Source organism: Parabacteroides vesiculifaciens (genome assembly GCF_049860805.1).
Classification (GTDB): Bacteria; Bacteroidota; Bacteroidia; order Bacteroidales; family Tannerellaceae; genus Parabacteroides.
Genome location: NZ_CP187555.1, coordinates 1,225,036 through 1,248,710, shown reverse-complemented (window position 1 = coordinate 1,248,710; position 23,675 = coordinate 1,225,036). Strand labels below are relative to the sequence as shown.

Below are 23,675 nucleotides of genomic sequence, written 5' to 3'. Positions count from 1 at the left end.
TTCTCTATTATTCATTATTAATTATTCATTATTATTCGTTCTCTTCGCTCTCCGCGCCAACGCATGAAAGACTTCGTTCATATCACCGGCCTTGAAAGACAATTTGAGGGCGGAAGGACTGTCTAAGGCTTCGATCTTGCCGTCCACCATGATGGAGACACGGTTGCAATACTCCGCCTCGTCCATATAGTGGGTGGTGACAAAGACTGTAATGCCACGCCCGGCAGCCTGGTAGATCAACTCCCAGAACTGGCGGCGGGTGACGGGATCGACACCTCCGGTCGGTTCATCCAGAAATACGATCCGGGGCTCATGGATGATGGCGACCGAGAAAGCCAGCTTCTGCTTCCAGCCCAACGGCAGGGCGTCGACCAGCGTGTTCCGTTCGTTCTCCAGGTCAAGAGCCCGGAGCAGTTCATCCGTCTTCACCTTCAACTGCTTTTCCGACAGGCCGTAGATACCGCCGTACAAACGGATATTCTCCCAGACCTTCAGGTCCCCGTAGAGAGAAAACTTCTGGCTCATATAGCCGATATGCCGTTTGATCAGTTCCGTTTCCTTATAAATATCGAAACCGGCGACCCGTCCCGTCCCGGAGGTAGGTGTCGAAAGGCCGCACAACATACGCATGGCGGTTGTCTTCCCCGCCCCGTTCGCTCCTAAGAAACCGAAAATCTCCCCCTCGCCTACCGTGAAACTGATATGGTCGACGGCGGTAAAGGAACCGAAGCGTTTCGTTAGTTGATCTGTTTCTATTACATTCATCTTTATAGTTGAAAAATGCCGGAAAATAATTTTCCGGGGTTAAACACCTTTGAAAAGCCCTGGAAAATTATTTTCCGAGGCAAAACACCCTTGAAAGACGCTGGAAAATTATTTTCCACGACCAAACACCCTTGAATAATGAAAGAAAATAATTTTCTACCGCCAAACACCCTTGAATGGTCATGAAAAATAATTTTCCGGCATCTTTCACTTCGACAACGCCATAAAACAGTCCTCGATGCCGGGTTTTATCCGCTCAATACCGATTTCCGTATGCCCTTGGACTTCCAAAAAGGTGCGCAAGCGGTTACGGAAGGATATTTCCCCCTCCTTGTCCACCACATCCTTCGAGATGGAGAAATGATGGGCATCGCCGAAAGAAAAACAGGAATCCGCATCCGGGTATGTCCTGAGATCGAGCAACAGCTTATACATCGAAGCCGACCGGACGGCATACAGATAGTTATCGAACGTACGGCGGATGCCTTCCGGCGTATCGACCGACAGGCAGCGCCCGCCACGCATCAGCGCGATACGGTCGCAGCGGGAAGCCTCGTCCATATAGGGTGTCGAAACCATAATCGTGATTCCTTGTTTCTTCAACCGGTCCAGCATATCCCAAAACTCCACACGCGAAACGGGATCGACACCTGTCGTCGGTTCATCCAAGAAAAGGACGTCGGGCCGATGGATCAGTGCACAGCTCAACGCCAGCTTCTGCTTCATTCCACCGGAGAGCTTCCCGGCTTTCCGCCCTTTGAAAGGTTCTATCTGGACATATATGTCGCGGATCAGGTCATAGTTTTCCCGGACGGTCGTATTGAACACGGTAGCAAAGAAGTTCAGGTTCTCTTCCACCGTCAGATCCTGATAAAGGGAGAAGCGCCCCGGCATATACCCTACCCGCCACCGGATCTCTTTATAATCGCGCACGACATCCAGTCCGCAGACCGACGCCGTACCGCTGTCCGCCAGCACGAGGGTGGTCAGTATCCTGAACAGCGACGTCTTGCCCGCCCCGTCCGGTCCGATCAGCCCGAAAAGCTCTCCTTCGCCGATATGCAACGAGATGTCCTGCAAAGCCTGTACCTCGCCGTAAGCCTTATTTACTTTCTGTACTACAACGCTCTCCATAATTAATAATTAATAATGAACAAGCATAATGAAGAATGAAGAATTAATAATGAACAAGCAGAATACAAGCACAAACCAGTTTCTCTGTCCATCCTTCATTATTCATTATTAATTATTCATTATTCATTAAATAACGCTTTCCCATATTGCCCGATCTTCAAATAGCCATCGTTCTTGACCGCGATTTTGACGGCATAGACCAGATTGGCGCGTTCGTCTTTGGTCTGGATGCCTTTCGGAGTAAATTCCGACTTTTCGGAAATCCAGGTGAGCGTACCGGGATATTCCCTTTGTTCCTTTTCACCGAAATCGACAAAGACACGCACCCCACCGCCGAGCTTCAACTTCGTAAGCTGTCCGGCGGTAGGATAAGCGCGGAGATACAGCAGATCGGTGTCGGCTATCTTATAAAGAGGCTTGCCGGCTGCCGTGACTTCACCGGGTTCGGCATATTTCATAAGGACAGTGCCGGACTGCGGGTTGACGATGCGGCTTTTCTGCAACTGGTCGTCCAGCTGCATGATCTGGTAGACGATGCTTTCCGCTTCGGCATCCGCCCCGCCTGTCGTTTTATGCAAGGTCGAATATTGTGCATCCAGCTGTTTTTGCAGCACCTTGATGTTGTTGACGATGTCATCGACCTGTTTCTGGTTGCCGGCTTTCGCCTTTACTAAGTTCTCCATACGCTGCTGTTCGCTTCGGGCGACGGCGATCTGTTGTTCGAGGGAAGCGATCTGTTTACGGATATCCGGTTTCCGGATGTCTACGCTGCGGAGGCCCGCTTCAAGCTGCTTCTTCCGGAAGTAAAGCTGCATCGTGTCCACATAACCCAGCACGGCTCCGGCTTCGAGCCGGTCACCTTCCTGCAAGTCAAGCTCCATAATCTTCCCGTTCGCCTCCGAAGAAACGATTATTTCGGTGGATTCAAATGTTCCGGTAGCATCAAAGTCGTTCTCATTGCCGCTGCAAGCCAGCAGAGCCAGAGCAAAACTGAATAAAAGAATCGGTTTCATATTGATTGGTATTTAATTTCATAAAATAATGATTTATCTGTTACTTTTGGCTTGATCCAAAAGTAACCAAAAGATCAAGGCTTAACCGGCTGGGCTACTCCGGGCAAAGGCTACGCTGTCGCCTGCGAAACTCGCTTCGCTCAGACAGCGCAGGCTCCGAACGCTTCGCCTTTACCCTCCGCTTGACGCCCACCCGCTTAGGCCTTTCTTAGAAAGCTGCGCTTTCTCTTGGGATAGCCGATGCCGACACCTAATATAACAGGCGGCATCGGCCATCCTCAAAGAGCCGTCAGGCTCTATTTCCGGCCTAAGCTGGTGAGCGTTAAGCGCAGTGACCGCAGTGAGCGCCCGAAGCGTCTGCTGTTTGAGCGAAGCGAGTTTCAGACGCGACAGCGAACGAAGGGAACGGAGTAGCTCGCCAGGTTAAGCCTTGAACTTTTGGTTACTTTTCTTTCAAGAGAAAAGTAACTGGTAAATCATCATTTATATCCTTCATTTGTCGTATACATATAATTATAGATAGATTGCAACTGTTGTATCCGGTGCGCGGCTGCCGCCTGGCGGGCCAGATCTTCGGAGTTGATCTCGCGGATAAGATCGGTGACGGAGATCACGCCGTTCGCCAATTTGACTTCGGCCGCCTTCTTGATGCTGGAGCGGAGGCGGATGATCTCATCGTCGGCTTTCATCAGATCAGTCATTTTCTTGATCTCTGTGTTCTGCTGCATCAGTTGGAGACGGGTGTTAAAGAGGAATGTCTCCCGCCCGACCTCCACCGCCTGCCGATTCGTGGCAATCTTCCGGCGATCATTCTTCAAGGTATATAATTTACCCATGTTCCAACTCAGACGAACACCGGCGACATAGAACGGACTGAAACTGTCTTCCAGCATATTCAACCCCGGCCGGCCGTAACCGCCCTGGAAGAAAGCACCGATGCGAGGCATCAGGCCGGCCGTCAACTGCTTGTTCTGCAACTCGAGCAACTCGCTTTTGGCATCCAACGCACGAAGCTCCGGCCGGTTGATCACGGGCGACAACGAAGGAGCCTCCGGAAGCAAAGGCACTTCCAACACAAACGTTCCGGCATCCGGGCGACCGATCAAAGCAGCCAGCATCTTGCCGTAAGCCGAACGGGCGGCCTTCAACTCGATCTCTTTCTGGCGGGCGTTCAACAATTCGACTTCCATGCTTTCGCGGTCGGACTGGTTGGCAACGCCGTTCTCCATCATGGCCGAGATACGGTCGATATTGATCTGCAACTCTTTCTGGAGCAAACCGTTCTGGCGGATCAATTCGTCCTGCAGTAGACAACCGAAATAAAGCTGGTTCACCCGGTCGTTCAAGGTATAAAGATCGCTGTTCAGCTGTTCCCGGTCGGCCGTCGCCTGTGCCTCCGTCAACTGACGGGTGGAACGGATCGCACCACCGTCCCAGATCGTCTGGTTCACTTCGGCAACGACCTGATACTGATCCTTACTGAGTGTCGGGATCTCGATTCCGGGGATGATCGCCGACAGTTTATCTGCATCGAACGGCAGTTTCGTCACATCGCTCTGGTACGTCGCCTTCACGTTGACCGAGAGCTGCGGCATCCAGCCTTTGGCGGCATTGGAGAGGTTATACCGTTCGGTCTGTTCGATCAGCCCGTACTGGCGTATCTGCGGATAATTGGCATGCGCCCATTCGTAGCATTCGCCCAGCGTAATGCGCTCCTGTGCTCCCGCCCCTTCCGCCATAAGGAAAAAGACGAGCAACAGGGCGATCTGTTTCCAGCCATACAGGAATGTCTGTTTCATATGCATCCTCCTTTTATTCATTTTTTTAGAGTTTGCGTCTCGTCCGGCGTCAGCAACCGGACCATGACATCCGTGATAAAAGTCCTTCGTTCCAGTAAAAAGTCCTCGAATTTCCGGGGATCGCCTTCAAAGAAAGCACTCGTGAGCGGATTCCTTGCCAACATCGGAAAGACGATCAGGCTCAACAGCGTGGAAGCGGTATAGACCAGCGGAACCTTTTTCAGCAATCCCCGTTCCATTTCCTCCCGCATCTGTTTCTGCAAAAGCAATAACGGCTTGACTTTCTCCGGATCTTTCAGGATCGTCTTGTATAAATGTTCCGGATCACGGTTAAACTCGTTCACCACAAAGATCGGAAACAGCGGATTGGCCTGGATCATCGCCGTGTACTGTTCCACGATCTTCGGAATCTTTTCCAGAAAAGAGGTCGGCTCCCTTACAATCATCCCGATATTGGGCAACAACGCATCCATCAACTGGCCGAAGATCGCATCGAAAAGCATCTCCTTCGTCCGGAAATAATAGTGCAAGGCCGTACGGCTGATCCCGACCTCAAGAGCGATATCTCCCATCTTGGTCGCCTCATACCCTTTCCTGACAAACACCCGTTTCGCCGCTTCGATAATCCGGCTTTCCATGTCCTGAAGTTCTTCTGTACCCATTGCTATAATGTTATTAAATATTTTATCACTTACGTCTGACACTTGTGTCAAAAGTAGTATAAAAAAACAGGAGTGCAACAGCTACACCCCTGTTTTAATATCTTTTATCGATTAATTGCTTCTTACTTATCTATTGTACGGGCGGGAACACCTTCGAAGGTCATTTTAACAGGATTTATAAATCCGTTTTCATCGAAAGTCATCCGGTCGATACAAGTCACACGGTGGTCGCGGGTATTGTCGTTCAACGGACGACGATGATAGACGATATAATAATCTTCAGTGTTCGGAACATGCAAGACAGAATGATGTCCAGCTCCCCTCGCTATCGTCGAATCCTGCTCAAGGATCGTAGCAACACGATCGAAAGGTCCGAAAGGCGAATCGGCAATCGCATAAGCGACACAATAATCAGGGCCGGTCCAGCCCCCTTCACTCCACATGAAATAGTATTTGCCGTTCTTCTTAAACATAAACGGGCCTTCCACATATTTATCCGGCGTCACCTCCTTGTAGACCGTCCCGTCTTCAAAAGGCACCAATCCGGTGAAGTCGTCATTCAAGAGGACAACGTTACAATGTCCCCAGCCGCCGTAATACATATAATAACGGCCGTCATCGTCACGAAAGACGAACTGGTCGATCGGCTGTGCCCCGTTCACAATCTCATTGATAAGCGGCTTGCCCAACAGGTCCTTGTACGGTCCTTCCGGACGGTCGCTGACGGCAACCCCGATTCCTCCTACTTCGCCTTCGTGCACATCGTTGGCACCGAAGAAGAAATAGTATTTGCCATCCTTATTGATAATGGATGGCGCCCACATGGCTTTCTTCGCCCATTTCACGGCGGAAGTATCCAGCACGGAAGCATGTTTTGTCCAGTTCACCAGGTCTTTGGACGAGAAACAGTCGAAAAAGGTCTGCTTCTCATACGCGTCGCTCCAAGTCGGGAATATCCAATAAGTATCGCCGTAAATAATTCCTTCGGGATCGGCATACCATCCATCGAGCACAGGGTTGCCACTGGTTGCCACTTCTACAACAGCTTCCTGTTGTTGTTTCGGCTGCCCGCATGAAACTAATGCAGCAGCACAGAATAGCATATATAAACTTTTCTTCATTTATGATTTATGATTCCTTGATTTATGATTCCTTGATTTATGATTTATGCGATAATAAAGCGTATCAACACATAAATCATAAATCTTTTCATTCCCGTTCCATATTCTTAGCCAAACCGCCTTCAGATGTTTCCTTATAGAGGCTCGGCAGGTCGTTTCCGGTCTGGCGCATCACCTCCACCACTTGGTCGAAACTCACCCGATGCTTGCCATCGGAGAAGTTGGAGAAGGTGTTTGCATCCAGCGCACGGGCTGCCGCAAAGGCGTTACGCTCGATACAGGGGATTTGGACCAATCCGCAAACCGGGTCGCAGGTCAGTCCCAAGTGATGTTCCAGCCCCATCTCGGCCGCATACTCGATCTGGGCAGGCGTCCCGCCGAACAACTGGCTGGCTGCTGCAGCCGCCATCGCACAAGCCACGCCGACCTCTCCCTGGCATCCTACCTCGGCTCCGGAAACGGATGCATTCGTACGCACCACGTTGCCGAACAACCCGGCGGTCGCCAGCGCACGCAAGATACGGGAGTCACGGAAGTCACGGGATTCTTTCAGGTGATAGAGCACAGCCGGCATGACACCGCACGAACCGCAGGTCGGGGCCGTCACGATCTTGCCTCCGCAGGCGTTCTCTTCGGAAACGGCCAAAGCATACGCATAGACCATCCCACGGCTTTTGATGCTGCTGCCATAGCCTTTGGCACGGATCATGTAGTCGGATGCTTTACGCCGGATTCCCAAACCGCCGGGCAGAATGCCTTCGGCTTCGAGCCCGTTGCGAACCGCCTGTTGCATCACTTCCCATACATCGGCAAGATAATCCCAGATTTGAGGGCCTTCGCACTGTTCGACATATTCCCAGTAGGAATGGCCGGTTTTTTCGCACCAGGCTTGTATATCCTTGATGGTATGCATTTCGTAGACCTGCCCCTGTGTCAACTCGTTGTAGGTCTCGTTTGCCAGCGTTCCGCCCCCGATACTGTAAATCGTCCAGTTATCCAGTTCCTCGCCGCTTTCGTCAAACGATTGGAACAGGATGCCGTTCGGGTGGAAAGGCAGAAACACCTTCGGTTCCCAGGTGATGTTGGTCCTGGCTACCGGGCTTAACACTTCGAGAATTGCCGCATCCGTCATGTGGCCTTTGCCTGTGGCCGCCAGACTTCCATAAAGAGTGACATTAAACCGCACGGCACCGTGATTGCGTTCCAGAAACATCCGGGCGGCACGCATCGGCCCCATCGTGTGGCTACTGGACGGTCCGTGGCCGATCCGGTATATTTGCTTGATTGATTCCATTCTTTTGAGATTTATGATTTATGATTTATAATTTATGATTTCAGATTTATGATTTATTATCAACGCATAAATCATAAATCTGAAATCATAAATCCTTTCACACCTTTAAAAATATATTACGCTTATAAAGCAGCCACAAAATTACATAAATAATCAATGCATTCGACGCCGCAATCAAAGCCGGATAATAATTTCCCGTATATTGTTCGAGACCATGAAAAAGAGATGTCCCTATACATCTGAAACTAATCACGTTAGCCAGCATATAGGCGACAATCGAATTCATGCCGTAGACTTTCAGCCAGGTCAAGTTCTTCCGGTGTCCCTTATAATCGATCCAATAATAGAACACGCCCATCAGCAGGAAGCAGTAGCCGCTGCTGACCAGCACCATCGAACTCGTCCATATCTTCTTGATCACCGGAAGCTGCAATCCCCACAGCCAGCCTAAGGCAACCATCGCCACGCCGATCCCTAACAGCCATTGCCATTTACGTTTCTGATCCATCGCACTTTTCAGAATCTGTCCGGCGAAAAGCCCGGTCAGCACCGTCACCCCGAAGTTCAGGCTGCTCAATATCCAGGTATAACGATATGATTCGGCAAATACGACCTGCCCGTTCTCGACCACGGCAGCATCCCGGAACCGACCTAACACGGTACGGTCCACCCATTCGGCCAGGTTTCCGTCGGGTGTATAATTACCACCGCCATAGCCGTCGACCGTAATAAACTGCATCGCCCCCCAATAGACCAGCAAGAGGGCAACCGCCGTCCCGATCTGCACGGATAGCCGCACATGCAGGAACAACATGGCCGCGATCAGGTAGCCCATCGCAATCGCCTGCAACGTGTTCGAATAAAGATAAATCCGGTCCGGGTCCAATCCTAACAGGTTTCCCTGGCACATCATCCCGAAAATCCAAAGCAGAACCACGCGCTTGATGATACGACGGTACACCGCCCACTTGTCAGGCATCGCCTTATAACGGGAAAGGGCAAACGGCATCGACACGCCCGCCATGAACATGAAGAGCGGCATCACCAAGTCCCACGAAGAGAAACCTTCCCACTGCACATGCGAGAATCCCCACAGAAAGTCATTATACCACGACGCGTCTATCGCACGTCCGAGAGGATGCAAGATCCCTTCCAGCGCCACCAGGCAAAACAGATCGAAGCCGCGTAACACGTCGAGCGACTCCAGGCGTTTATAAGTAGAGTTCATTATGATTTATGATTTATGATTTATGATTTATGATTTATGATTTATGATTTGTATAAAAAAGATTTCAGATTTATGTTTAATGTTATGTTTTCTGGTCATAAATCATAAATCTGAAATCATAAATCTTTTCACACTTTCAGGAAAATCCGTTGACGATACAGGAAGTACAGGAATCCCCAACAAACAGCAATATAGCCGATCGAAACGATCAACGGCTGAACGGCTTCCGGCATCAGCCCTGCAAGACCGCCGAACAAAGCGTCGGAAGTGAAGGAGAAGTTGACAAATTCCTGAGCCAGATAGATCGTGATAGAGTTCACGCCGATCACCTTAAAGAACAGCGTCCATTTGCGAATCTCCAACACATCGACAACATAAAAGAACAACGCGAACATCCACACGGAGTATGCACCTACAACACAGACGAATGAACTTGTCCACAAGTTCTTATTGATCGGGAAGAAAAGGCTCCAAAGCAAACCGACAGCCAACAGGACGGCTCCGGCGACAACCAGTCCGCCCACTTTCTTCTTGTCCGTCAGCCCTTCCCTCTGCATCTTGATGAACTCACCCGTAAACATACCTAACAGGGCGGTCGCAATCGCAGGCACAGTAGACAGAATCCCTTCGGGATCATGCACCGTCAAGTGCAGGCGTCCGGGCAACAGCAACCGGTCCACATAGCCGACCAGCGAGCCTTCCATCGTGAAGACTCCCGCCCCGTTGCCATCCGGCGCCGGAACAAAAGCCAATAGCAACCAGTAGCCGACCAGGATGGCCGCCGTGATCCAGACGCGCGTGATCGTCCGCGTATTGACAAAGATCAACGCCCCGAACATCCATGCCAGACCGATACGTCCCAGCACGCTGGCGTAGCGCTGATGCTCAAAATCAAAATTCAGCAGTCCGTTGTAGACAAAGCCCAACACCACCAACGTCAGCCCGCGGCGGATAATCTTTCTATAGATATCGGCATCCGTCTTTCCCTGCTCCCGCTGTTTTTCCAATGAGAAAGGGAACGAGATACCGGCAATAAACAAAAACAACGGGAAGATCGTGTCATGGTGTGTCAGCCCATCCCATTTCACATGGTGCATCTGCTCACCTATCACCTGAAAAAATGGATTCGGAAACAACGTTGCCAACGCAACGAAAAGGGAGGCCCCTCCCATAATAAAGAACATATCAAAACCCCTCAGGGCATCCAGCGATAGCAGCCGCCGGGACTGTTTTTGTTTTTCCATATACACAATGTCTTTTGAGTTAACTTTATCGATTGAATCTACAAATATAGGTCTTTTTCCTTCATAAGCAAGTATCTTTGAAAAGCACTATTCACATAAATTTCCTGTTTGAAAGTATAATCGCCATTGTGTACGGTATAATTACATAGCCCTTTCTCTTACATCCTACTATTGTCAGCAAGGTAGACATCAAAATTGCACATGTATATTTGATATCCAATAAATCACAAGTTATCACAAAGAATCCATGATTAAAGAGACGAACAGTATAATCCAAATAAAGTGGGATGATAAATATTTCTTTACCATCCCACTCTATAACAATAAACATTTTACTCATATTGCGATTTTGTGATCAAACAACCACGAGCCTCCCATTTTGTTCTAATTTGTCTCATTTTAGCTTGAATATCTCTATAATCAGAAGTATAATTGTCGTATTTCTCAGGATATGTACGCATTTTTATAAGCAGTGTCTCATAATTGGAATAGGTGTTACTATCAATTCTCCATGAAGAACCACAATCTGAAACTTTATTATTACTTGTTTTAGAATTATTGTTCTTACCTGTACGGTTTGTTTCATTAAAACCATTTCCATTATTTTGCAAACTAAAAGAATTATTATCTCCCTGCTTTATGGCACGTATGCTACTTGCTACTCCGGCAGCAGATGAAGCGGCAGCAGCAAAATTATCAAAGACAAAACCTAAAGATTGTTTATTTGCTAAACTTCTTGACTCCTCTATATTCTTATAGTTGGTTGAAGAACTGATGACATCATAATTGTCATCCATAAAATTAAGAGTCTCCCATTCACCATTATACATGAGATGAAGGCCTACTCCCTTCTTTAATCCATCCCGAAAATTACCTAACCACAAATCTCCATTATTAAAAACAATGACACCAAAACCATTAAATTTTCCATTATTCACTTCCCCTAAAAACATATTGCCAACGCTATCTTCAAATAACGAGAAATATTGAAGTAGAGAGTTATTAGGGGAGTTGTATGCATTTATGGGGCGATCCTCTTTAAATTTCCCGGAATATATGACATCTCCGTTTTTTGCATAACAAATGCCCGAACCGCTTTTTTTCCCATCCTGCCAGTTTCCGACATAGACAGAACAATTATCACAATTGGACACAAAATCACCTTCGGGGACCAACAACATTCCAATTCCTGTCATTTCTCCTTTTGAAAAATCACCTATATATAAAGTGCCATCTTTCATTTTCAAAAGCCCCATTCCACTACGTTTTTTCTTTATAATCTGACCTTTATAAAGTTCATTTCTATTCTTGTCACTAACTACCTCAAAAGATTTGCTAAAAATATCCTCTATTATATTTTGAGAAAGTGATGATTGAATTAAACAAGTGACAAAAAAAACGAATAAAATGATTCTCATATTTTCATTGTTTAGTAATTTCAATTTTGAACATATTCCGGTAACAAGAGACATTTCTTATTATTCAATAATTTATTCGCTTCCTTCCCACTAAGCTCCTTAAACGTATAATCATTAAAACCTTTAGGCTTTATTTGAATATAATGCATAGAACCTTCAGATAAATTTAATTGAATCTCATCTGCATAATTATAGACTGTTCCTGTAGCCTGATTAGTACGAGAAAATTCAAAAGAAAATATAGCCTTACCCTCTGAATTAAGAATGCACTTCTTTTTACAAGCAGAAAAACGGGCTGTCAGGCCACTGCCTTTAGGTGCTCCTTTCATTTCAAAGGCTTCTTGACTATTAATCTTAACTGGAATTGGAACCCATGCTTCCACAGCAAAAACATATACCGTACTTTTTGCAGAGACGGCAGAGAAAGGAAGAAGACTAAAAATCAGGAAAATAAATAATGTCGTATAATCCTTTTTTACTGATATTCTTTTTGAAAACATGACTATATCCCTAATACGTGTCGGGCGCAACCTTTAAACGTTCTTATCTAATATCAAAAATTAACTACAACACAACTTTAAAGACCTGTCTGTCTATATGAACGACATATTGTCCTCGTGAAAGATTTACAACAATGTCTCCAGCTGTAAAAGGCTGTATTTTTGCCAACCGCCCGTCAATAGAAAAGATATATGCAGTAGAAGGGAGAAGAGCATGAATATGCAATATACCATCCTTCCCATAAACGGCAACCTTATCTTTGGTTACTTTAGCGTTATCGGTCTCTATATCAGAAACGGAAACCTTTATCAGTGAAACCAAAAAGCTACTTACTCCATCCACTGTATTGACCACACTCATACGATAAATGCCGGGTTCCGTAACAGTCACTGTTTCATTGATAGATGAAGAACGAAGATTACTTCGATATGTTTTTGTTTGAATCGGATTCCAGAAACTTTCGTTTTCACCTGCTTTTGACCATTCCACGACCACATTACCATTTTCACCCGGTAACGCCTGGCCTTCAAGGACAACAAGATTTCCTTTTTTCGTCGCTTTCAATGGGAAAACCTCTAATGCTGCTTTTCCTTCCACCTTTGTTATAAATCCGGTAATATCGATTAGTGTGCCGTTATTTACAAATGAAGTGAATGAAGTAAAGCCATCACCATAACGGCTTAAAAGTTGCAAATCGCCATCGTTAGTAATTATCCCTAATGAATTCTGATTATTCAAAACAATCCGGACATCCGTTCCTTTTGTAATATTCACGCGTTGAGTTTCTACTCCATTAAACGTCGGAGCAATTATTCTCGTCGGAGAATCGATATTGATAGTCTCAACTTTCACACCAGTCAAAGTCTTGCCACTACTAATAGTGAGAGTCTGATCATCCGGAACATCCGGTTCAACAGAATCTTCCGTCGATCCTGACAATTTAAACAATACGGAATATGTTCGATTTACATCTCCACTCACTGATATAACCTTCACATACCCGATCGCCATATTATCCAACCAGACAGGATTTGTTATTTCAACAGTTGCTCCATTTTGATTCGCTTCAGCTTCAAGCGTTATCAGCGGTTTGCCTGTCAACCCAGAGGGGAGCAGCACGGTATAAGACTGCCATTCACTATTCAAACTCACAGCATTAGAGCTGCCATTTAAAACATAACTAAGAGACATAAGCGAGGCATCCTCCTTCCACCATACATCTTCTCCTGTGCTAAGGCCTTCTGCGGCGATGTATAAATGTCCAAAAATGCGTGATATATAAAGTTCACCAGTCTGTTCATTATAAGTGGCATAATCTTTCAACTCCCAAGTCGAATTAATAGATATGCTCTGATAATGAGCCACCTGAATATTAATATCACTTACCTTGGGTAAAGTAAATCCATGTTTTGCAATTAGTTTGACCGTCACATCTTTGTTATATTCCAACTTTTCAGGAGCTTCCAAGGTCAAGCCATTTCCTCTACAATCGAATTCCCAATCATAATAAACCTTTTGATCTGATACAGGTCCTTTGATATTGCATCTATCGGCAATATCTGGAGAAGCGCCCTTTATTACAGTCCAGTGCTCTTTATCTGTCGAATAGGCAGCCATGACATTTTCGTTATCTTCCATGGCAACAATAAAACCAACAGTCAATTTGTTCGAATAAACAACATCTAACGAACATTCGCTAATCTGATCAACCTTTTTAATATTGCCTTGTGCATCGGTTCTGGCATAACCTATATACCCATCAAACGGAGCATTCCCTTTATTTTCAATGCAGAAAGTTACTATATCCTCCCATTTGCCGTCCAGCCTATTTACCTCAAACCCATCGCCCTGTGCAGATTCATATAATTGCAGCGACACATGATTCTCCGCCTCTTTATTCGGCATAATATTCATAACCATTTCGTGGCTCCGATTATAACCACCCCAAACGTTGTTATTCTTAGGATCCAGTACAGATAAGACATAAAAACCGTTATGTAGGCCATTCCATCCCCAATTGAAATGATAACGGCCATAGCTATCATAACCATCACAAATAAAAGAATGAGCTATTCCATGGAAAGGATCTTGCCGGGTCTCTGTTTCAGCTCCATACAAAACAGGCCGGCCATTATCCAATTCGTTATGTAGCATTTGCTCCCATTCATCCCAAGAATACTTTTGACCAACAAAATCTTGATATAAATGTTTCATTTGTTTACTATACCCGAAAACATCTTGCAAAGCTGTAACAACATCGTCAACATAAGCACTGCTTTCAGTTTGACGATAATTCATTTTCACATTTGCACCGCATTGCCACATAAGTTCCGCTACAACGTTTTTTTGATCTTCCGAAGCCGAGTTTAAACTATTCGGCATACTATTCCAATCATATTTCCCATACGAGACAAGAATATCTCTATAAGAAGAAACTGCATTAGTGGCATTTGCTTGTTCTGGATAACGATGATATTTCATTAGAATAGCCATTGCCGTAGCACAACAGCCTGCTGGCGCTTTTTGTCCCCCAATGGTCGGGCACATTCGGTTGTACGGGTCATCCTGCCCCCAAGTAGCAGTCTCAAGCAAAAGGTTTTGTCTGGAAAATGTCTGACGAGAAACCGCAAGGGCCCTTTGCCATTCGGCTCGAATTTCTTCAGTAGCCTTCCCTCCATTCTGTATGGCAAAGTTTATTTCTTCCTGATAACCTTGTAGCCAAACTTTCAGATTTTCCGGCATAGAGGCGGCATCAAAAGTACCTTCCTCGGAATATCCCAGCACAGGAGACACACAGTCATCACCGGCTACAATCACAAAACCATTCCCAGCCTTTACGTTAAAGACATAAAAATCAACAAGCAGTTCCGAAGCTCGCAAATTTGTCCCGTTATTAGAACAAGCCTTATAAGCCAAAACCAGATCAGAAGAACTGCGAAGACTATTTTCCGTCTGCAACAATACATTTTTTGCAACAACGTATGCCTTATCCATATTTATTCGCTCAGCCGCAAGGGAAAAGGGGAGCAGAAACAAAAAAAGAAAAAACAATGACTTTTTCATTTATATACAATTTATTTATGCTACAAATAAATAAATTTTAATCTTCATAAAAAATACAGGACATACCCCCCACTATGTTAAACGGTAGAAAAAGCGCATATCCGGTAATTTATTTAAGTTATCCGGTTATTTTTATTATACTAGAAGTCTTATCTTTTCCTATATATCAATACCTTGTCCCAATTTTATCGAGAAGCACAGGACTCACTATTGTAAATGTTACGACATCCCTCTGGGGGAGCCGCATTCCGTTTGATATAAGGTTACCCAGAAAGTTGTGTGTTTTTTTAGAAACGTTAAAATGTTTCACCCTTTCCTGTCTTATACTGATATAGGTAGACACATTCAAAAACAATAAAATGTGTAATAACTATGCGGGAAAAACATCAGCATTACAGCGAAGAAGAGAAATTGCATCTTCTTCAATCTCATTATCTATCAGGTATGAGCAAAACTCGTTTTTGCAAACAACATGGTATTAGTGGTATAACTTTGTTAAATAAATGGTTGGCGAAGTATGAATCAGAGGTAAAAGAGGTATCTTTAGCTCCTTGTCAAGCCCCTACGGATATGAGCAATCGAAGCAAAGAAGATTACCAGGATGAAAATGCGCAACTCAAGAAGCGCGTTAAGGAGTTAGAGAAGGCGCTTGCCTTCTCGCAGTTGGAAACCGAAGCCCGTGATTTAATGATTACGCGTGCAGAAGAGTATTTTAACATTCCCATCAGAAAAAAATCTGGGGCCAAATAGTAACGGAACTGGTCGGGCAGGGCAAAATAAAAGTTGCACCCGCCTGCCGTCTGTTTGGCCATTGTCGTCAAGCCTATTACCAGTCCAAGGCAGACATTGAGGTCCAGGTAAAGAATGAGCGTCTCATGCTGGATACCGTACGTGAGATACGTAGTGAGGATCCCGGTATTGGTGGTTACAAGCTGTGGATCATGCTCATCGCCCTCTTCGGAGAGAAGTTCATGCCCGGTCGCGACAGCTTCTATACGCTGCTTCGCCGGCACCGTCTGATGCTTCCTCCCCGCAAAGGCAGGAGCACAACCAATTCCAACCACCGCTACCATAAGTGGAAAAACTTGATAAAAGGCTTTGTTCCAACTTCGCCCAATCAACTGTGGGTTAGCGATATTACATATATACCGCTTGCCGGTGGAGATGTCTGTTACCTGCATCTGGTTACGGATGCTTATTCTCATAAAATAGTGGGATGGCGCCTAGCAAACACTCTACGTGCATCCGCTACGCTTGAAGCATTGCAGCAGGCCATAGACCAGGCCGTGGAGATGACAGGAAGTGAGAATCTGGAAGGTCTGATACACCATTCAGACCGTGGAGTACAGTATTGTTGCGATGCCTACGTGGAGCGGCTTCAACACTATGGCATTGCCATCAGCATGACAGAGGATTACAAGCCCACGGATAATGCCGTGGCGGAACGTGTCAATGGGATAATCAAAGTGGAACGCCTCTATAAACAAGGGGTATTCGATAGCCTCGAACATGCCACAAGTGTGATTGGGCGCTACATCCACTTCTACAACTACCGCCGACCGCACATGAGTGTCGGTTATAAAACTCCCGGCGTAGTGCATAAGGAAGAGGGAGTACAGATAAAGATCTGGCAAAAGAAAAAAGCTTCGATAAAAAGTAGAGAAAAACAGATGGATACAATATCTTTGCAAAGCCGAACAACAAGTCCGGGCGAGGGCACATGCCAGCGCATCTGACGAAGACAAACTGCCCCATGCGAGGGGCAATTTGTCTTGCCGAACAAGCAAGCACGGGCTCTGCAAATCCAGCATGTGACTACTTAATACGGCTAAAGGCAGAGGATATTTGTCTATATTATCAGTATGAAGATTTAAGATGTGACTACTCTATCAGTACTACTTTCTAAGATCTGTCTATTGATTACGTTTATAAACAAAAAAAGTGTCTAGCTAAATCAGGAAAAGACATCCCAAACAGTGAAAATAAATTTTCCACCGCATGAAAATTTATTTTCCCGCTATGGAAAATTTATTTTCATGTGGTGGAAACTTATTTTTCATGCAATGGTATCAGAATAGCGTTCCCAACCAAAATTTTCTTCATACCGGTCGAAGACAGGTTCCTCTTCGATGCCGTATTGGCGGAGCAGACCGTGTACATATTGCTGGTCTTCGGGAGTAAAACAACGCTCTTTGCGTTTCAAACGGTAAAAATGAGTAGTCCCGAAATATTCCCTCATCTCCCGCCTTATTTCTTTTGCCTGGCGATAAGGGATATTATCCAGCAAGTGTTCCATGCCATAGGCGTTTTTCAACGGACTGTCGTCCATGAATCCGGAACAATCGCCATCTGGAGCAACGCGTTCCGGGTTGACCACCCTCACCGACCAGCATTCTTTCGGAATATACCGCGACGCCTGATAACGCAGGCAAGTGGAAGCATGCAGGCATTCCCCGTTAAAACAGAGTGCAAAACCGTTCGGAACTAAAGAATAATCTAATTTGTCTAACATGGCATTGTTTTATTGATATTATACAAAAGTACACACAGATCCGACGGAAAGCAAACATTTACGCTCAAAAGACGCTATAAAAACAAAAGAGCCTATTATTCATATTGCGACTTTGTAATCGAACATCCACGAGCCTCCCATTTTGTTCTGATTTGTCTCATTTTAGATTGAAAGCTTGCATAAGCTGCTGTATAATTATCATACTTCTCCGGATATGTACGCATTTTTATGAGCTGTGTCTCATAATTAGAATAGGTATTACTATCGATCCTCCACGACGAACCACAATTTGAAGTTTTATAATTATTATTTTGTTTAGAACCGCTTTTGTTGTTACCGGAAGCCCCTCTATTATCGTCAGCCTCCAAATCGGACGGATGACCATCTCGCTGCCGTATAGCACGTGCACTATTTACCACTCCGGCAGTAGCCGTAGCAGCTGCCGCAAAATTGTCCATGATAAATCCAAATGATTGTTTATTAGCTAAACTTCTGGATTTCTCTATATCCTATAATTGGTTGAGGAACTGATAACATCGTAACTATCATCCTTGAAATTAAGTGTTTCCCATTCTCCGTTATACATAAGATAAAGGCCAATTCCCTTTTTCATTCCATTCCGGAAATTTCCGATCCATAAATCTCCGTTATTGAACACAATAACACCAAAACTTTTTGCCGAAACTATAGAGAAAGAAAGACAACTAAGGATCAAGCAAATAAAAAACATTTTCTTTGAAAACATGACTATATTCCTAATACGTGTCGGGCGCAACCCTTTATAAGTTTATTATTGTACAAATAAAGCTATTTTATATTTCAAAAGGACACAAGATTAAGGCTTATCGCCACCAAAAGGCAGAATAACCATATATCCGGTCAATTTTAGAGGTTATCTGGTAGATTTTACTATACCTAAGTCTAATTAGGGACATTCAGTAAATGTCTTTAAAAACATAAAATGGCATATGAAGATGCTTTGTTCATATCATCTCATATGCCATTTTTATTATCTATTCTTTCTCTCTGACCTAAAATCTTCTCCTTTCGGGCACGATGTTCCGGAAGAAGCCTGGGACTTCTTCTAATAGATTCTTTATACTTATGCTATGCAGCTCTCTTCTGTCTGTTTTTGATTTTATCAATCATCAATATGGCGTTTGCCGTATGTATTCCAAAGAAAATCCACAGGATTTCTGTTTTCCTGTTCCGTGCTTTGACTTTCGATAGCGAGTAATGCTGTTTTTGCGTACCGAAACTGCCTTCAAGCCTGGTGGCTCTTTCCCTTGAGAGTTCACTCCTGAGAACCTTCCTCACCCGCTCATCCTTCGCGACCCTTCCCTTGCGTACAAAGGAGGTTGATATCCCATATTTTGTACAGAACTTCCTGTTGGCATTATTGGCGTATATGGAATCGGCGGCCACACACCTGACCCTTACATTCATCAACTTCTGATGCATACGGATACAATCCTTCAAGCGTATGCCCTCATTGAATGCCTTGAAAGAGACGTGCTCGATGAACGAGATCCCGTCTATCTGTATGTTATTAACCTTTGCGCCGAACTCTACAGATTTTACCTCCTTGCCCCTTACGATAGGGCGTACGTAATGACGGTCAATACTGACAATACGGTCACTGACCTTCCTGCCTTCAAAGAGTTCCTTTTCCTGTACAAGGACCTTTCTGATGATGGAAAGCCGCTTCTGATAATCCTGTGTATATGTGAGTGAAGAGCCGTATTCTCTGTGAATGTCATCCCGTTGTATGATGAGTTTTTCCAGGAGTCTGATCATGCGACGCCTCAGCATCCTTGTCCTTGAAGCCTTCCTCTTTCTTTTCTTGCAATAGGATAGATAGGATACTGCAACATCCGCATATTTGTTACGGGGACGCCTTATGCCGAGTTGCCCACAATGTATGCGGATATGCCGGTAGAGCCATTCGATGCTTTCCCAAAGGAGCTTCATGTCCGTAGGGAAACGCATATGACTTTCATAGCATGTGGCATCGGTCATGCATACGTGAAGGTTCTCAAGATAAGGCTTCCAGTGTGAGGCAAGGATTTTCTGAAGGGAGTCGATGTCAAGACGGGATGCTATCTCATTACGGACAGCACTGATTATCTTGTAGTTCGTTATAGGGCAGGACGGGTCTATCATGATACCACAGAACAACTGATAGTGTATGTTTCCGTTAAGATGTTCTACCAATAACCTGTCAGAGAATCCGGTGTAAGCCTTCAGTACCATAAGGGCTATCTTCGAGGAAGGACTGAAACTGTTCCTGCGACCCAAGCGGGATTGTGAAAGGCCTATCTCTTTGGCTATGCTCTCGAACGGAAACACGGAATGAAGACTGCCAAGTTCACTCGCATGAAAACTCTTACGATATTTTTCCAGAATATCGAATTCTGTAAACCCTAAAGTAGGGTGAATTTCTGAAATATTTTGTATCTTCGCCATATCTTAGTGTGGATATTTCCCCCGTTTTGGCCGTCAAACCGTATTTTACGGGGGAATACCTAAAGATACAAAAAAGCCAACTAATTCGCAATACTTTTAGTATGAATTAGTTGGCTAATTTTATAGGATTTACTGAATATCCCTAATTATATCTGTATAATTATTTTATAGAAAGCCTGATTTTGAAATCAATGTAGTTCATATATAAAATAAATTCGTATGTTTGCAATGCGAAGTTACGAAAAGAGTGTAATTTATTGGAAATGAGCGTAGGTTAATTGCTCTTGATAGTAATAGGTTACGATTTAGTTAGTTATCTACTGCATTATCCTTCTGCGCGTTGCGTAACCTTCAAAGAACTCTTCGTATGCAAAAGTAGCTATTTAATTCGAGATTTTGATATAAACTCCCGTTTTTTTATCCCCTCATTCATAAGAATTTTCCGTAAAAGCGGTATTGTCCGTCGGCACACCATTGCCCAAAACGAGTTTGGAACAAACGTGTGCCGACTACCGCATAGCTGGAGAAAAGGGCATTGCCTCACGCCTAAACGATGTTTAGACAGATGAAGCAATGCCCCTTTCTTTTGCGCCTATGCCAAGAGGTGCTTTTACGGGTTTTCAAATGATTTTTCTTTTTTCGCTGTCTCTTTTGCCGGAAGCGGAAAGTGAATGCAGAGTGTGTCAGCCTGCCCCATGAATGAAACAGGCGCCCACACACAGCCGGACAAACCGGGAAGAATGATTGTTGCCACCCGGCTGAACAAGTTCCGTCGGATCGGAAACAATCATACTTCCTTTGTTGTGGTTTGCCCTTTTCACGCTTCCGGTGATGTCTTTTTCCTTTTGGTGATTCTTTTTTTTACGGATTTTCCCCTGAAGTTTTTTTCTACACAATCTGCCTCTGTTTTCGTTTACCTCCATTTTGCGCCTTTCAGTAAGCCGCATCAGTCAGTCATTTTCGTTCTGGGCGCAAAGGTAATTCCGGGATTGGACGGGAAAGCAAGGTCAAGCCTCCTGTTTTCGGTAAAAATCTCCAGCCCTGCGGGTAGTATTTTGACCGAAAAACCTTGCATTCCCTAATCCCTACCTTTTCAAGCACCCGAAACGAAAACGACCGATGCGACAGAAAGACGCATAAAAAAAATGTCGGATAAACGAGAGGCAGATAAGATAGTTTGAAACTCAACTCCCTCAGCTCTTGAATCCGCATAAAAAACAAAAAAATCAAAAACAGCGAAGATATGACAGCAACGGCAAATTTCAGACAAGTGGCGCAATACATCGGGTTGGCGATATGCGGCTTGATGATGCGCACCGCCTTCGGGGTGTTCGGCATCCTTTGGGGCATCATCAGAGAGATTGTAAACGGAGTGTTCCGAGTGGCGATAGGTGTAATCGTGGCTATCCTTTCCACCATTGCCTTCTTTGGCTTCATCCTTTGGTTATTCACCCTTTAACCCTTACCGACATGGCAAAAAGAAACAGCAAGACGGCAGCGCAGCAGTGCAGATATTACGAGGTGGACAACATCTTCGTGTATATGGTGGAAACGTACATCAACGGCAATTTTGAAACTTTCCGAAGATTGTACCACGAACTGAACAAGGACGCACGGAGGGATTTCATGGACTTCCTTCTCAGCGAGGTAGAGCCGACCTATTGGAGAGAGATACTGAAACAGATAATCTAAAAATGACAGCGATATGAAAGGAACAGACCATTTCAAGAGAACGATATATATGTACTTGGAACAGCGTGCGGAGGAAGATGCGCTATTTGCAAAGAAGTACCGCAACCCTGCCAAGAACATGGACGAGTGCGTGACCCACATTCTGAACTATGTGCAGAAAAGCGGTTGCAACGGTTTCACGGACGGAGAGATATTCGGGCAAGCCATCCACTACTATGAGGAAAACGAGATAGAGGTGGGCAAACCGATGGACTGCCAAGTGGTTGTGAACCACGTTGTGAAACTCACGGCAGAGGAAAAGGCGGAGGCACGTCAGAACGCTGTCCGCAAATACCAAGAGGAGGAACTCCGCAAGTTGCAGAACCGCCACAGACCGTCAGCGAGAAAAGAAAACCAACCCCAACCCTCATTATTTGATTTAGGCTTATGAAACCGAAGACCAAGATACAGAAAGAGGTGGCAAGACTTTCCGCCAACCTTCGCCCCATATCAGCGACACAAATAGATTGGGCATACCGCCACTGCGTTGAGCATATCGGCTACCGCACCAAGAAAGGGAACATCACCTGTTCCGACTGCGGTCACGAGTGGCACAGCGACAGCGGACTATGCGACACCCTTGAAGGCTGCACCTGCCCCAAATGCCATGCCGAACTCAAAGTGCAGGACACACGCAGACGCATCTACAAGGAAACGCAGAATTTCAGCGTGATAACCACCTGCAAAGGGTATCAGGTAATCCGCGTGGCGCAGGTCAGATGCGAGAGCAGGAAAGGCGAACCGATGCGTTTCTACTGCCACGAGGTCGTGCAGCGTTGGATTTCACCCGACGGCAAGGTTACGGACATGGCGTTGCTCCGTGGCTTCCTTTTCTGCTATTGCGATGTGTGGGCATTAGGCAGCGATATGGAGGTAAGACCGCACAACAGCCTATACGATGATGTGGTGGCAAGAAGCTGTGCATATCCAAAGATGAGGATATTGCCCCAACTCAGACGTAACGGCTTCAAGGGCGATTTCCACGGCATCTCCCCCGTGCGTCTTTTCAAAGCCTTGCTTTCAGACCCAAGAATTGAAACCCTTATGAAAGGCGGTGAGATTGAGGTCATGAAACACTTTCTTTTCAATACCCGTACTGCCGATGAATGTTGGGCATCATATCTGATTGCCAAGCGTCACAAGTATCAGATAGACAACCTCTCAATGTGGTGCGACTATCTGCGTATGCTCAAAAAACTCGGTCAAGACCTCCGTAACCCGAAGAACATCTGTCCCGAAGATTTCATGGCGGCACACGACAACGCAACCCGAAAAATTGAAGCCATACACGAGAAGGAAAGAGCCGCAGAGCAACGCCGTTGGGAGATTGAAAGGCGTGAGCGTGAGCAACAGCGACAACTCCAACGAAAGAAAGATGCGGAGGATTTCATCGCCAACAAATCCAAATTCTTCGGCTTGGTAATCACGGACGAGGAAATAATCGTCAAGGTGCTTGAAAGCATAGACGAGTATTACAACGAGGGCAAGACGCAGGGCATCTGCGTGTTTGGCAGTGGATACTACATGAAAGCCGACACCCTCATACTATCGGCAAGGATTGGCGATGAGATTATTGAAACCGTAGAGGTGGACTTGCGAACCCTCGAAGTGGTGCAGTGCCACGGCAAGCACAACCAGGACACCGAATATCACGAGCGCATCATAGACCTTGTGAACAAGAACGCCAACCTTATCCGTGAGCGGATGAAAGCGGCATAGCATAA

General features: G+C 45.5%; 21 protein-coding genes. 6 read left to right on the top strand and 15 right to left on the bottom strand.

Features of this window, described 5'->3' with window-relative positions:
• Positions 1-21: 21 nt before the first annotated feature.
• The 12 genes from ACPYIV_RS04940 to ACPYIV_RS04885 form a co-directional block, all read right to left on the bottom strand.
• Positions 22-765 carry an ABC transporter ATP-binding protein gene (locus tag ACPYIV_RS04940; RefSeq protein ID WP_425885916.1) on the bottom strand — a complete coding sequence of 248 codons (744 nt, stop codon included), beginning with the start codon at positions 763-765 and terminating at the stop codon, positions 22-24.
• 207 nt (positions 766-972) lie between these two features.
• Positions 973-1,899 carry an ABC transporter ATP-binding protein gene (locus tag ACPYIV_RS04935; protein ID WP_425885914.1) on the bottom strand — a complete coding sequence of 309 codons (927 nt, stop codon included), beginning with the start codon at positions 1,897-1,899 and terminating at the stop codon, positions 973-975.
• A 119-nt stretch (positions 1,900-2,018) separates the two neighbouring features.
• Positions 2,019-2,912, bottom strand: coding sequence for an HlyD family secretion protein (locus ACPYIV_RS04930; protein WP_425885912.1), 894 nt, complete (start codon positions 2,910-2,912; stop codon positions 2,019-2,021).
• A 479-nt stretch (positions 2,913-3,391) separates the two neighbouring features.
• A complete protein-coding gene (locus ACPYIV_RS04925) occupies positions 3,392-4,711 on the bottom strand; it encodes a TolC family protein (protein ID WP_425885910.1) in 1,320 nt (439 codons plus the stop codon).
• A 17-nt stretch (positions 4,712-4,728) separates the two neighbouring features.
• Positions 4,729-5,373, bottom strand: coding sequence for a TetR/AcrR family transcriptional regulator (locus ACPYIV_RS04920; RefSeq protein ID WP_425885908.1), 645 nt, complete (start codon positions 5,371-5,373; stop codon positions 4,729-4,731).
• Between the two features lie 122 nt (positions 5,374-5,495).
• Entirely contained in the window at positions 5,496-6,494 is a 999-nt protein-coding gene (locus ACPYIV_RS04915) for a glycoside hydrolase family 43 protein (RefSeq protein WP_425885906.1), read from the bottom strand.
• Between the two features lie 88 nt (positions 6,495-6,582).
• On the bottom strand, positions 6,583-7,788 hold the full coding sequence (locus tag ACPYIV_RS04910) for an L-serine ammonia-lyase (protein WP_293731678.1): 1,206 nt from the start codon (positions 7,786-7,788) through the stop codon (positions 6,583-6,585).
• A 97-nt stretch (positions 7,789-7,885) separates the two neighbouring features.
• The gene (locus ACPYIV_RS04905; protein WP_425885903.1) at positions 7,886-9,016 is read right to left on the bottom strand and encodes an acyltransferase family protein; all 1,131 of its coding nucleotides are present in this window, start codon (positions 9,014-9,016) and stop codon (positions 7,886-7,888) included.
• A 128-nt stretch (positions 9,017-9,144) separates the two neighbouring features.
• The gene (locus ACPYIV_RS04900; protein WP_293739178.1) at positions 9,145-10,260 is read right to left on the bottom strand and encodes an acyltransferase family protein; all 1,116 of its coding nucleotides are present in this window, start codon (positions 10,258-10,260) and stop codon (positions 9,145-9,147) included.
• A 332-nt stretch (positions 10,261-10,592) separates the two neighbouring features.
• Positions 10,593-11,678 carry a hypothetical protein gene (locus ACPYIV_RS04895; RefSeq protein ID WP_425885901.1) on the bottom strand — a complete coding sequence of 362 codons (1,086 nt, stop codon included), beginning with the start codon at positions 11,676-11,678 and terminating at the stop codon, positions 10,593-10,595.
• 20 nt (positions 11,679-11,698) lie between these two features.
• A complete protein-coding gene (locus tag ACPYIV_RS04890) occupies positions 11,699-12,178 on the bottom strand; it encodes a hypothetical protein (protein ID WP_425885899.1) in 480 nt (159 codons plus the stop codon).
• A 64-nt stretch (positions 12,179-12,242) separates the two neighbouring features.
• Positions 12,243-15,242, bottom strand: coding sequence for a C10 family peptidase (locus ACPYIV_RS04885; protein ID WP_425885896.1), 3,000 nt, complete (start codon positions 15,240-15,242; stop codon positions 12,243-12,245).
• Between the two features lie 372 nt (positions 15,243-15,614).
• Here ACPYIV_RS04885 and ACPYIV_RS04880 point away from each other — a divergent pair, with 372 nt between their 5' ends.
• Both ACPYIV_RS04880 and ACPYIV_RS04875 read left to right on the top strand, forming a co-directional pair.
• Positions 15,615-15,992 (top strand): transposase, encoded by a 378-nt coding sequence (locus ACPYIV_RS04880; protein ID WP_425885894.1) that lies wholly within the window; start codon positions 15,615-15,617, stop codon positions 15,990-15,992.
• Positions 15,977-16,978, top strand: coding sequence for an IS3 family transposase (locus ACPYIV_RS04875; protein ID WP_425886495.1), 1,002 nt, complete (start codon positions 15,977-15,979; stop codon positions 16,976-16,978). Before ACPYIV_RS04880 ends, ACPYIV_RS04875 begins: the two co-directional genes overlap by 16 nt.
• Positions 16,979-17,298: 320 nt before the next feature.
• Here ACPYIV_RS04875 and ACPYIV_RS04870 read toward each other — a convergent pair whose 3' ends face one another.
• The 3 genes from ACPYIV_RS04870 to ACPYIV_RS04860 all read right to left on the bottom strand — a co-directional run bounded on the left by ACPYIV_RS04870 (position 17,299) and on the right by ACPYIV_RS04860 (position 20,220).
• The gene (locus ACPYIV_RS04870) at positions 17,299-17,754 is read right to left on the bottom strand and encodes a DUF6078 family protein (RefSeq protein WP_425885892.1); all 456 of its coding nucleotides are present in this window, start codon (positions 17,752-17,754) and stop codon (positions 17,299-17,301) included.
• Positions 17,755-17,849: 95 nt separating this feature from the next.
• On the bottom strand, positions 17,850-18,212 hold the full coding sequence (locus ACPYIV_RS04865) for a hypothetical protein (protein WP_425885890.1): 363 nt from the start codon (positions 18,210-18,212) through the stop codon (positions 17,850-17,852).
• Between the two features lie 649 nt (positions 18,213-18,861).
• Complete coding sequence (locus ACPYIV_RS04860; RefSeq protein ID WP_425883030.1) at positions 18,862-20,220, bottom strand: transposase; 1,359 nt, start codon at positions 20,218-20,220, stop codon at positions 18,862-18,864.
• A gap of 1,243 nt (positions 20,221-21,463) precedes the next feature.
• Between ACPYIV_RS04860 and ACPYIV_RS04855 the strand changes: the two genes are divergently transcribed.
• The 4 genes from ACPYIV_RS04855 to ACPYIV_RS04840 are packed head-to-tail and all read left to right on the top strand — an operon-like array spanning position 21,464 to position 23,670.
• Positions 21,464-21,679: a hypothetical protein gene (locus ACPYIV_RS04855; RefSeq protein WP_005790756.1), complete on the top strand. Its 216-nt coding sequence runs from the start codon at positions 21,464-21,466 to the stop codon at positions 21,677-21,679.
• An 11-nt stretch (positions 21,680-21,690) separates the two neighbouring features.
• Positions 21,691-21,912: a hypothetical protein gene (locus ACPYIV_RS04850; protein ID WP_004291534.1), complete on the top strand. Its 222-nt coding sequence runs from the start codon at positions 21,691-21,693 to the stop codon at positions 21,910-21,912.
• Between the two features lie 13 nt (positions 21,913-21,925).
• Positions 21,926-22,342 carry a PcfK-like family protein gene (locus ACPYIV_RS04845; RefSeq protein WP_004291533.1) on the top strand — a complete coding sequence of 139 codons (417 nt, stop codon included), beginning with the start codon at positions 21,926-21,928 and terminating at the stop codon, positions 22,340-22,342.
• Positions 22,339-23,670, top strand: coding sequence for a PcfJ domain-containing protein (locus tag ACPYIV_RS04840; RefSeq protein WP_004316913.1), 1,332 nt, complete (start codon positions 22,339-22,341; stop codon positions 23,668-23,670). Before ACPYIV_RS04845 ends, ACPYIV_RS04840 begins: the two co-directional genes overlap by 4 nt.
• Positions 23,671-23,675 lie beyond the last annotated feature (5 nt).

Excerpts from the sequence above, each read along its gene's own strand:
- ACPYIV_RS04855 (WP_005790756.1), top strand. The coding sequence starts at position 21,464 with ATGACAGCAACGGCAAATTTCAGACAAGTGGCGCAATACATCGGGTTG.
- ACPYIV_RS04920 (WP_425885908.1), bottom strand. The coding sequence starts at position 5,373 with ATGGGTACAGAAGAACTTCAGGACATGGAAAGCCGGATTATCGAAGCG.
- ACPYIV_RS04940 (WP_425885916.1), bottom strand. The coding sequence starts at position 765 with ATGAATGTAATAGAAACAGATCAACTAACGAAACGCTTCGGTTCCTTT.
- ACPYIV_RS04895 (WP_425885901.1), bottom strand. The coding sequence starts at position 11,678 with ATGAGAATCATTTTATTCGTTTTTTTTGTCACTTGTTTAATTCAATCA.
- ACPYIV_RS04865 (WP_425885890.1), bottom strand. The coding sequence starts at position 18,212 with ATGGACAATTTTGCGGCAGCTGCTACGGCTACTGCCGGAGTGGTAAAT.
- ACPYIV_RS04930 (WP_425885912.1), bottom strand. The coding sequence starts at position 2,912 with ATGAAACCGATTCTTTTATTCAGTTTTGCTCTGGCTCTGCTGGCTTGC.
- ACPYIV_RS04880 (WP_425885894.1), top strand. The coding sequence starts at position 15,615 with ATGCGGGAAAAACATCAGCATTACAGCGAAGAAGAGAAATTGCATCTT.
- ACPYIV_RS04850 (WP_004291534.1), top strand. The coding sequence starts at position 21,691 with ATGGCAAAAAGAAACAGCAAGACGGCAGCGCAGCAGTGCAGATATTAC.
- ACPYIV_RS04905 (WP_425885903.1), bottom strand. The coding sequence starts at position 9,016 with ATGAACTCTACTTATAAACGCCTGGAGTCGCTCGACGTGTTACGCGGC.
- ACPYIV_RS04935 (WP_425885914.1), bottom strand. The coding sequence starts at position 1,899 with ATGGAGAGCGTTGTAGTACAGAAAGTAAATAAGGCTTACGGCGAGGTA.
- ACPYIV_RS04925 (WP_425885910.1), bottom strand. The coding sequence starts at position 4,711 with ATGAAACAGACATTCCTGTATGGCTGGAAACAGATCGCCCTGTTGCTC.
- ACPYIV_RS04915 (WP_425885906.1), bottom strand. The coding sequence starts at position 6,494 with ATGAAGAAAAGTTTATATATGCTATTCTGTGCTGCTGCATTAGTTTCA.
- ACPYIV_RS04900 (WP_293739178.1), bottom strand. The coding sequence starts at position 10,260 with ATGGAAAAACAAAAACAGTCCCGGCGGCTGCTATCGCTGGATGCCCTG.
- ACPYIV_RS04870 (WP_425885892.1), bottom strand. The coding sequence starts at position 17,754 with ATGTTAGACAAATTAGATTATTCTTTAGTTCCGAACGGTTTTGCACTC.
- ACPYIV_RS04890 (WP_425885899.1), bottom strand. The coding sequence starts at position 12,178 with ATGTTTTCAAAAAGAATATCAGTAAAAAAGGATTATACGACATTATTT.
- ACPYIV_RS04910 (WP_293731678.1), bottom strand. The coding sequence starts at position 7,788 with ATGGAATCAATCAAGCAAATATACCGGATCGGCCACGGACCGTCCAGT.
- ACPYIV_RS04860 (WP_425883030.1), bottom strand. The coding sequence starts at position 20,220 with ATGGCGAAGATACAAAATATTTCAGAAATTCACCCTACTTTAGGGTTT.
- ACPYIV_RS04885 (WP_425885896.1), bottom strand. The coding sequence starts at position 15,242 with ATGAAAAAGTCATTGTTTTTTCTTTTTTTGTTTCTGCTCCCCTTTTCC.
- ACPYIV_RS04840 (WP_004316913.1), top strand. The coding sequence starts at position 22,339 with ATGAAACCGAAGACCAAGATACAGAAAGAGGTGGCAAGACTTTCCGCC.
- ACPYIV_RS04845 (WP_004291533.1), top strand. The coding sequence starts at position 21,926 with ATGAAAGGAACAGACCATTTCAAGAGAACGATATATATGTACTTGGAA.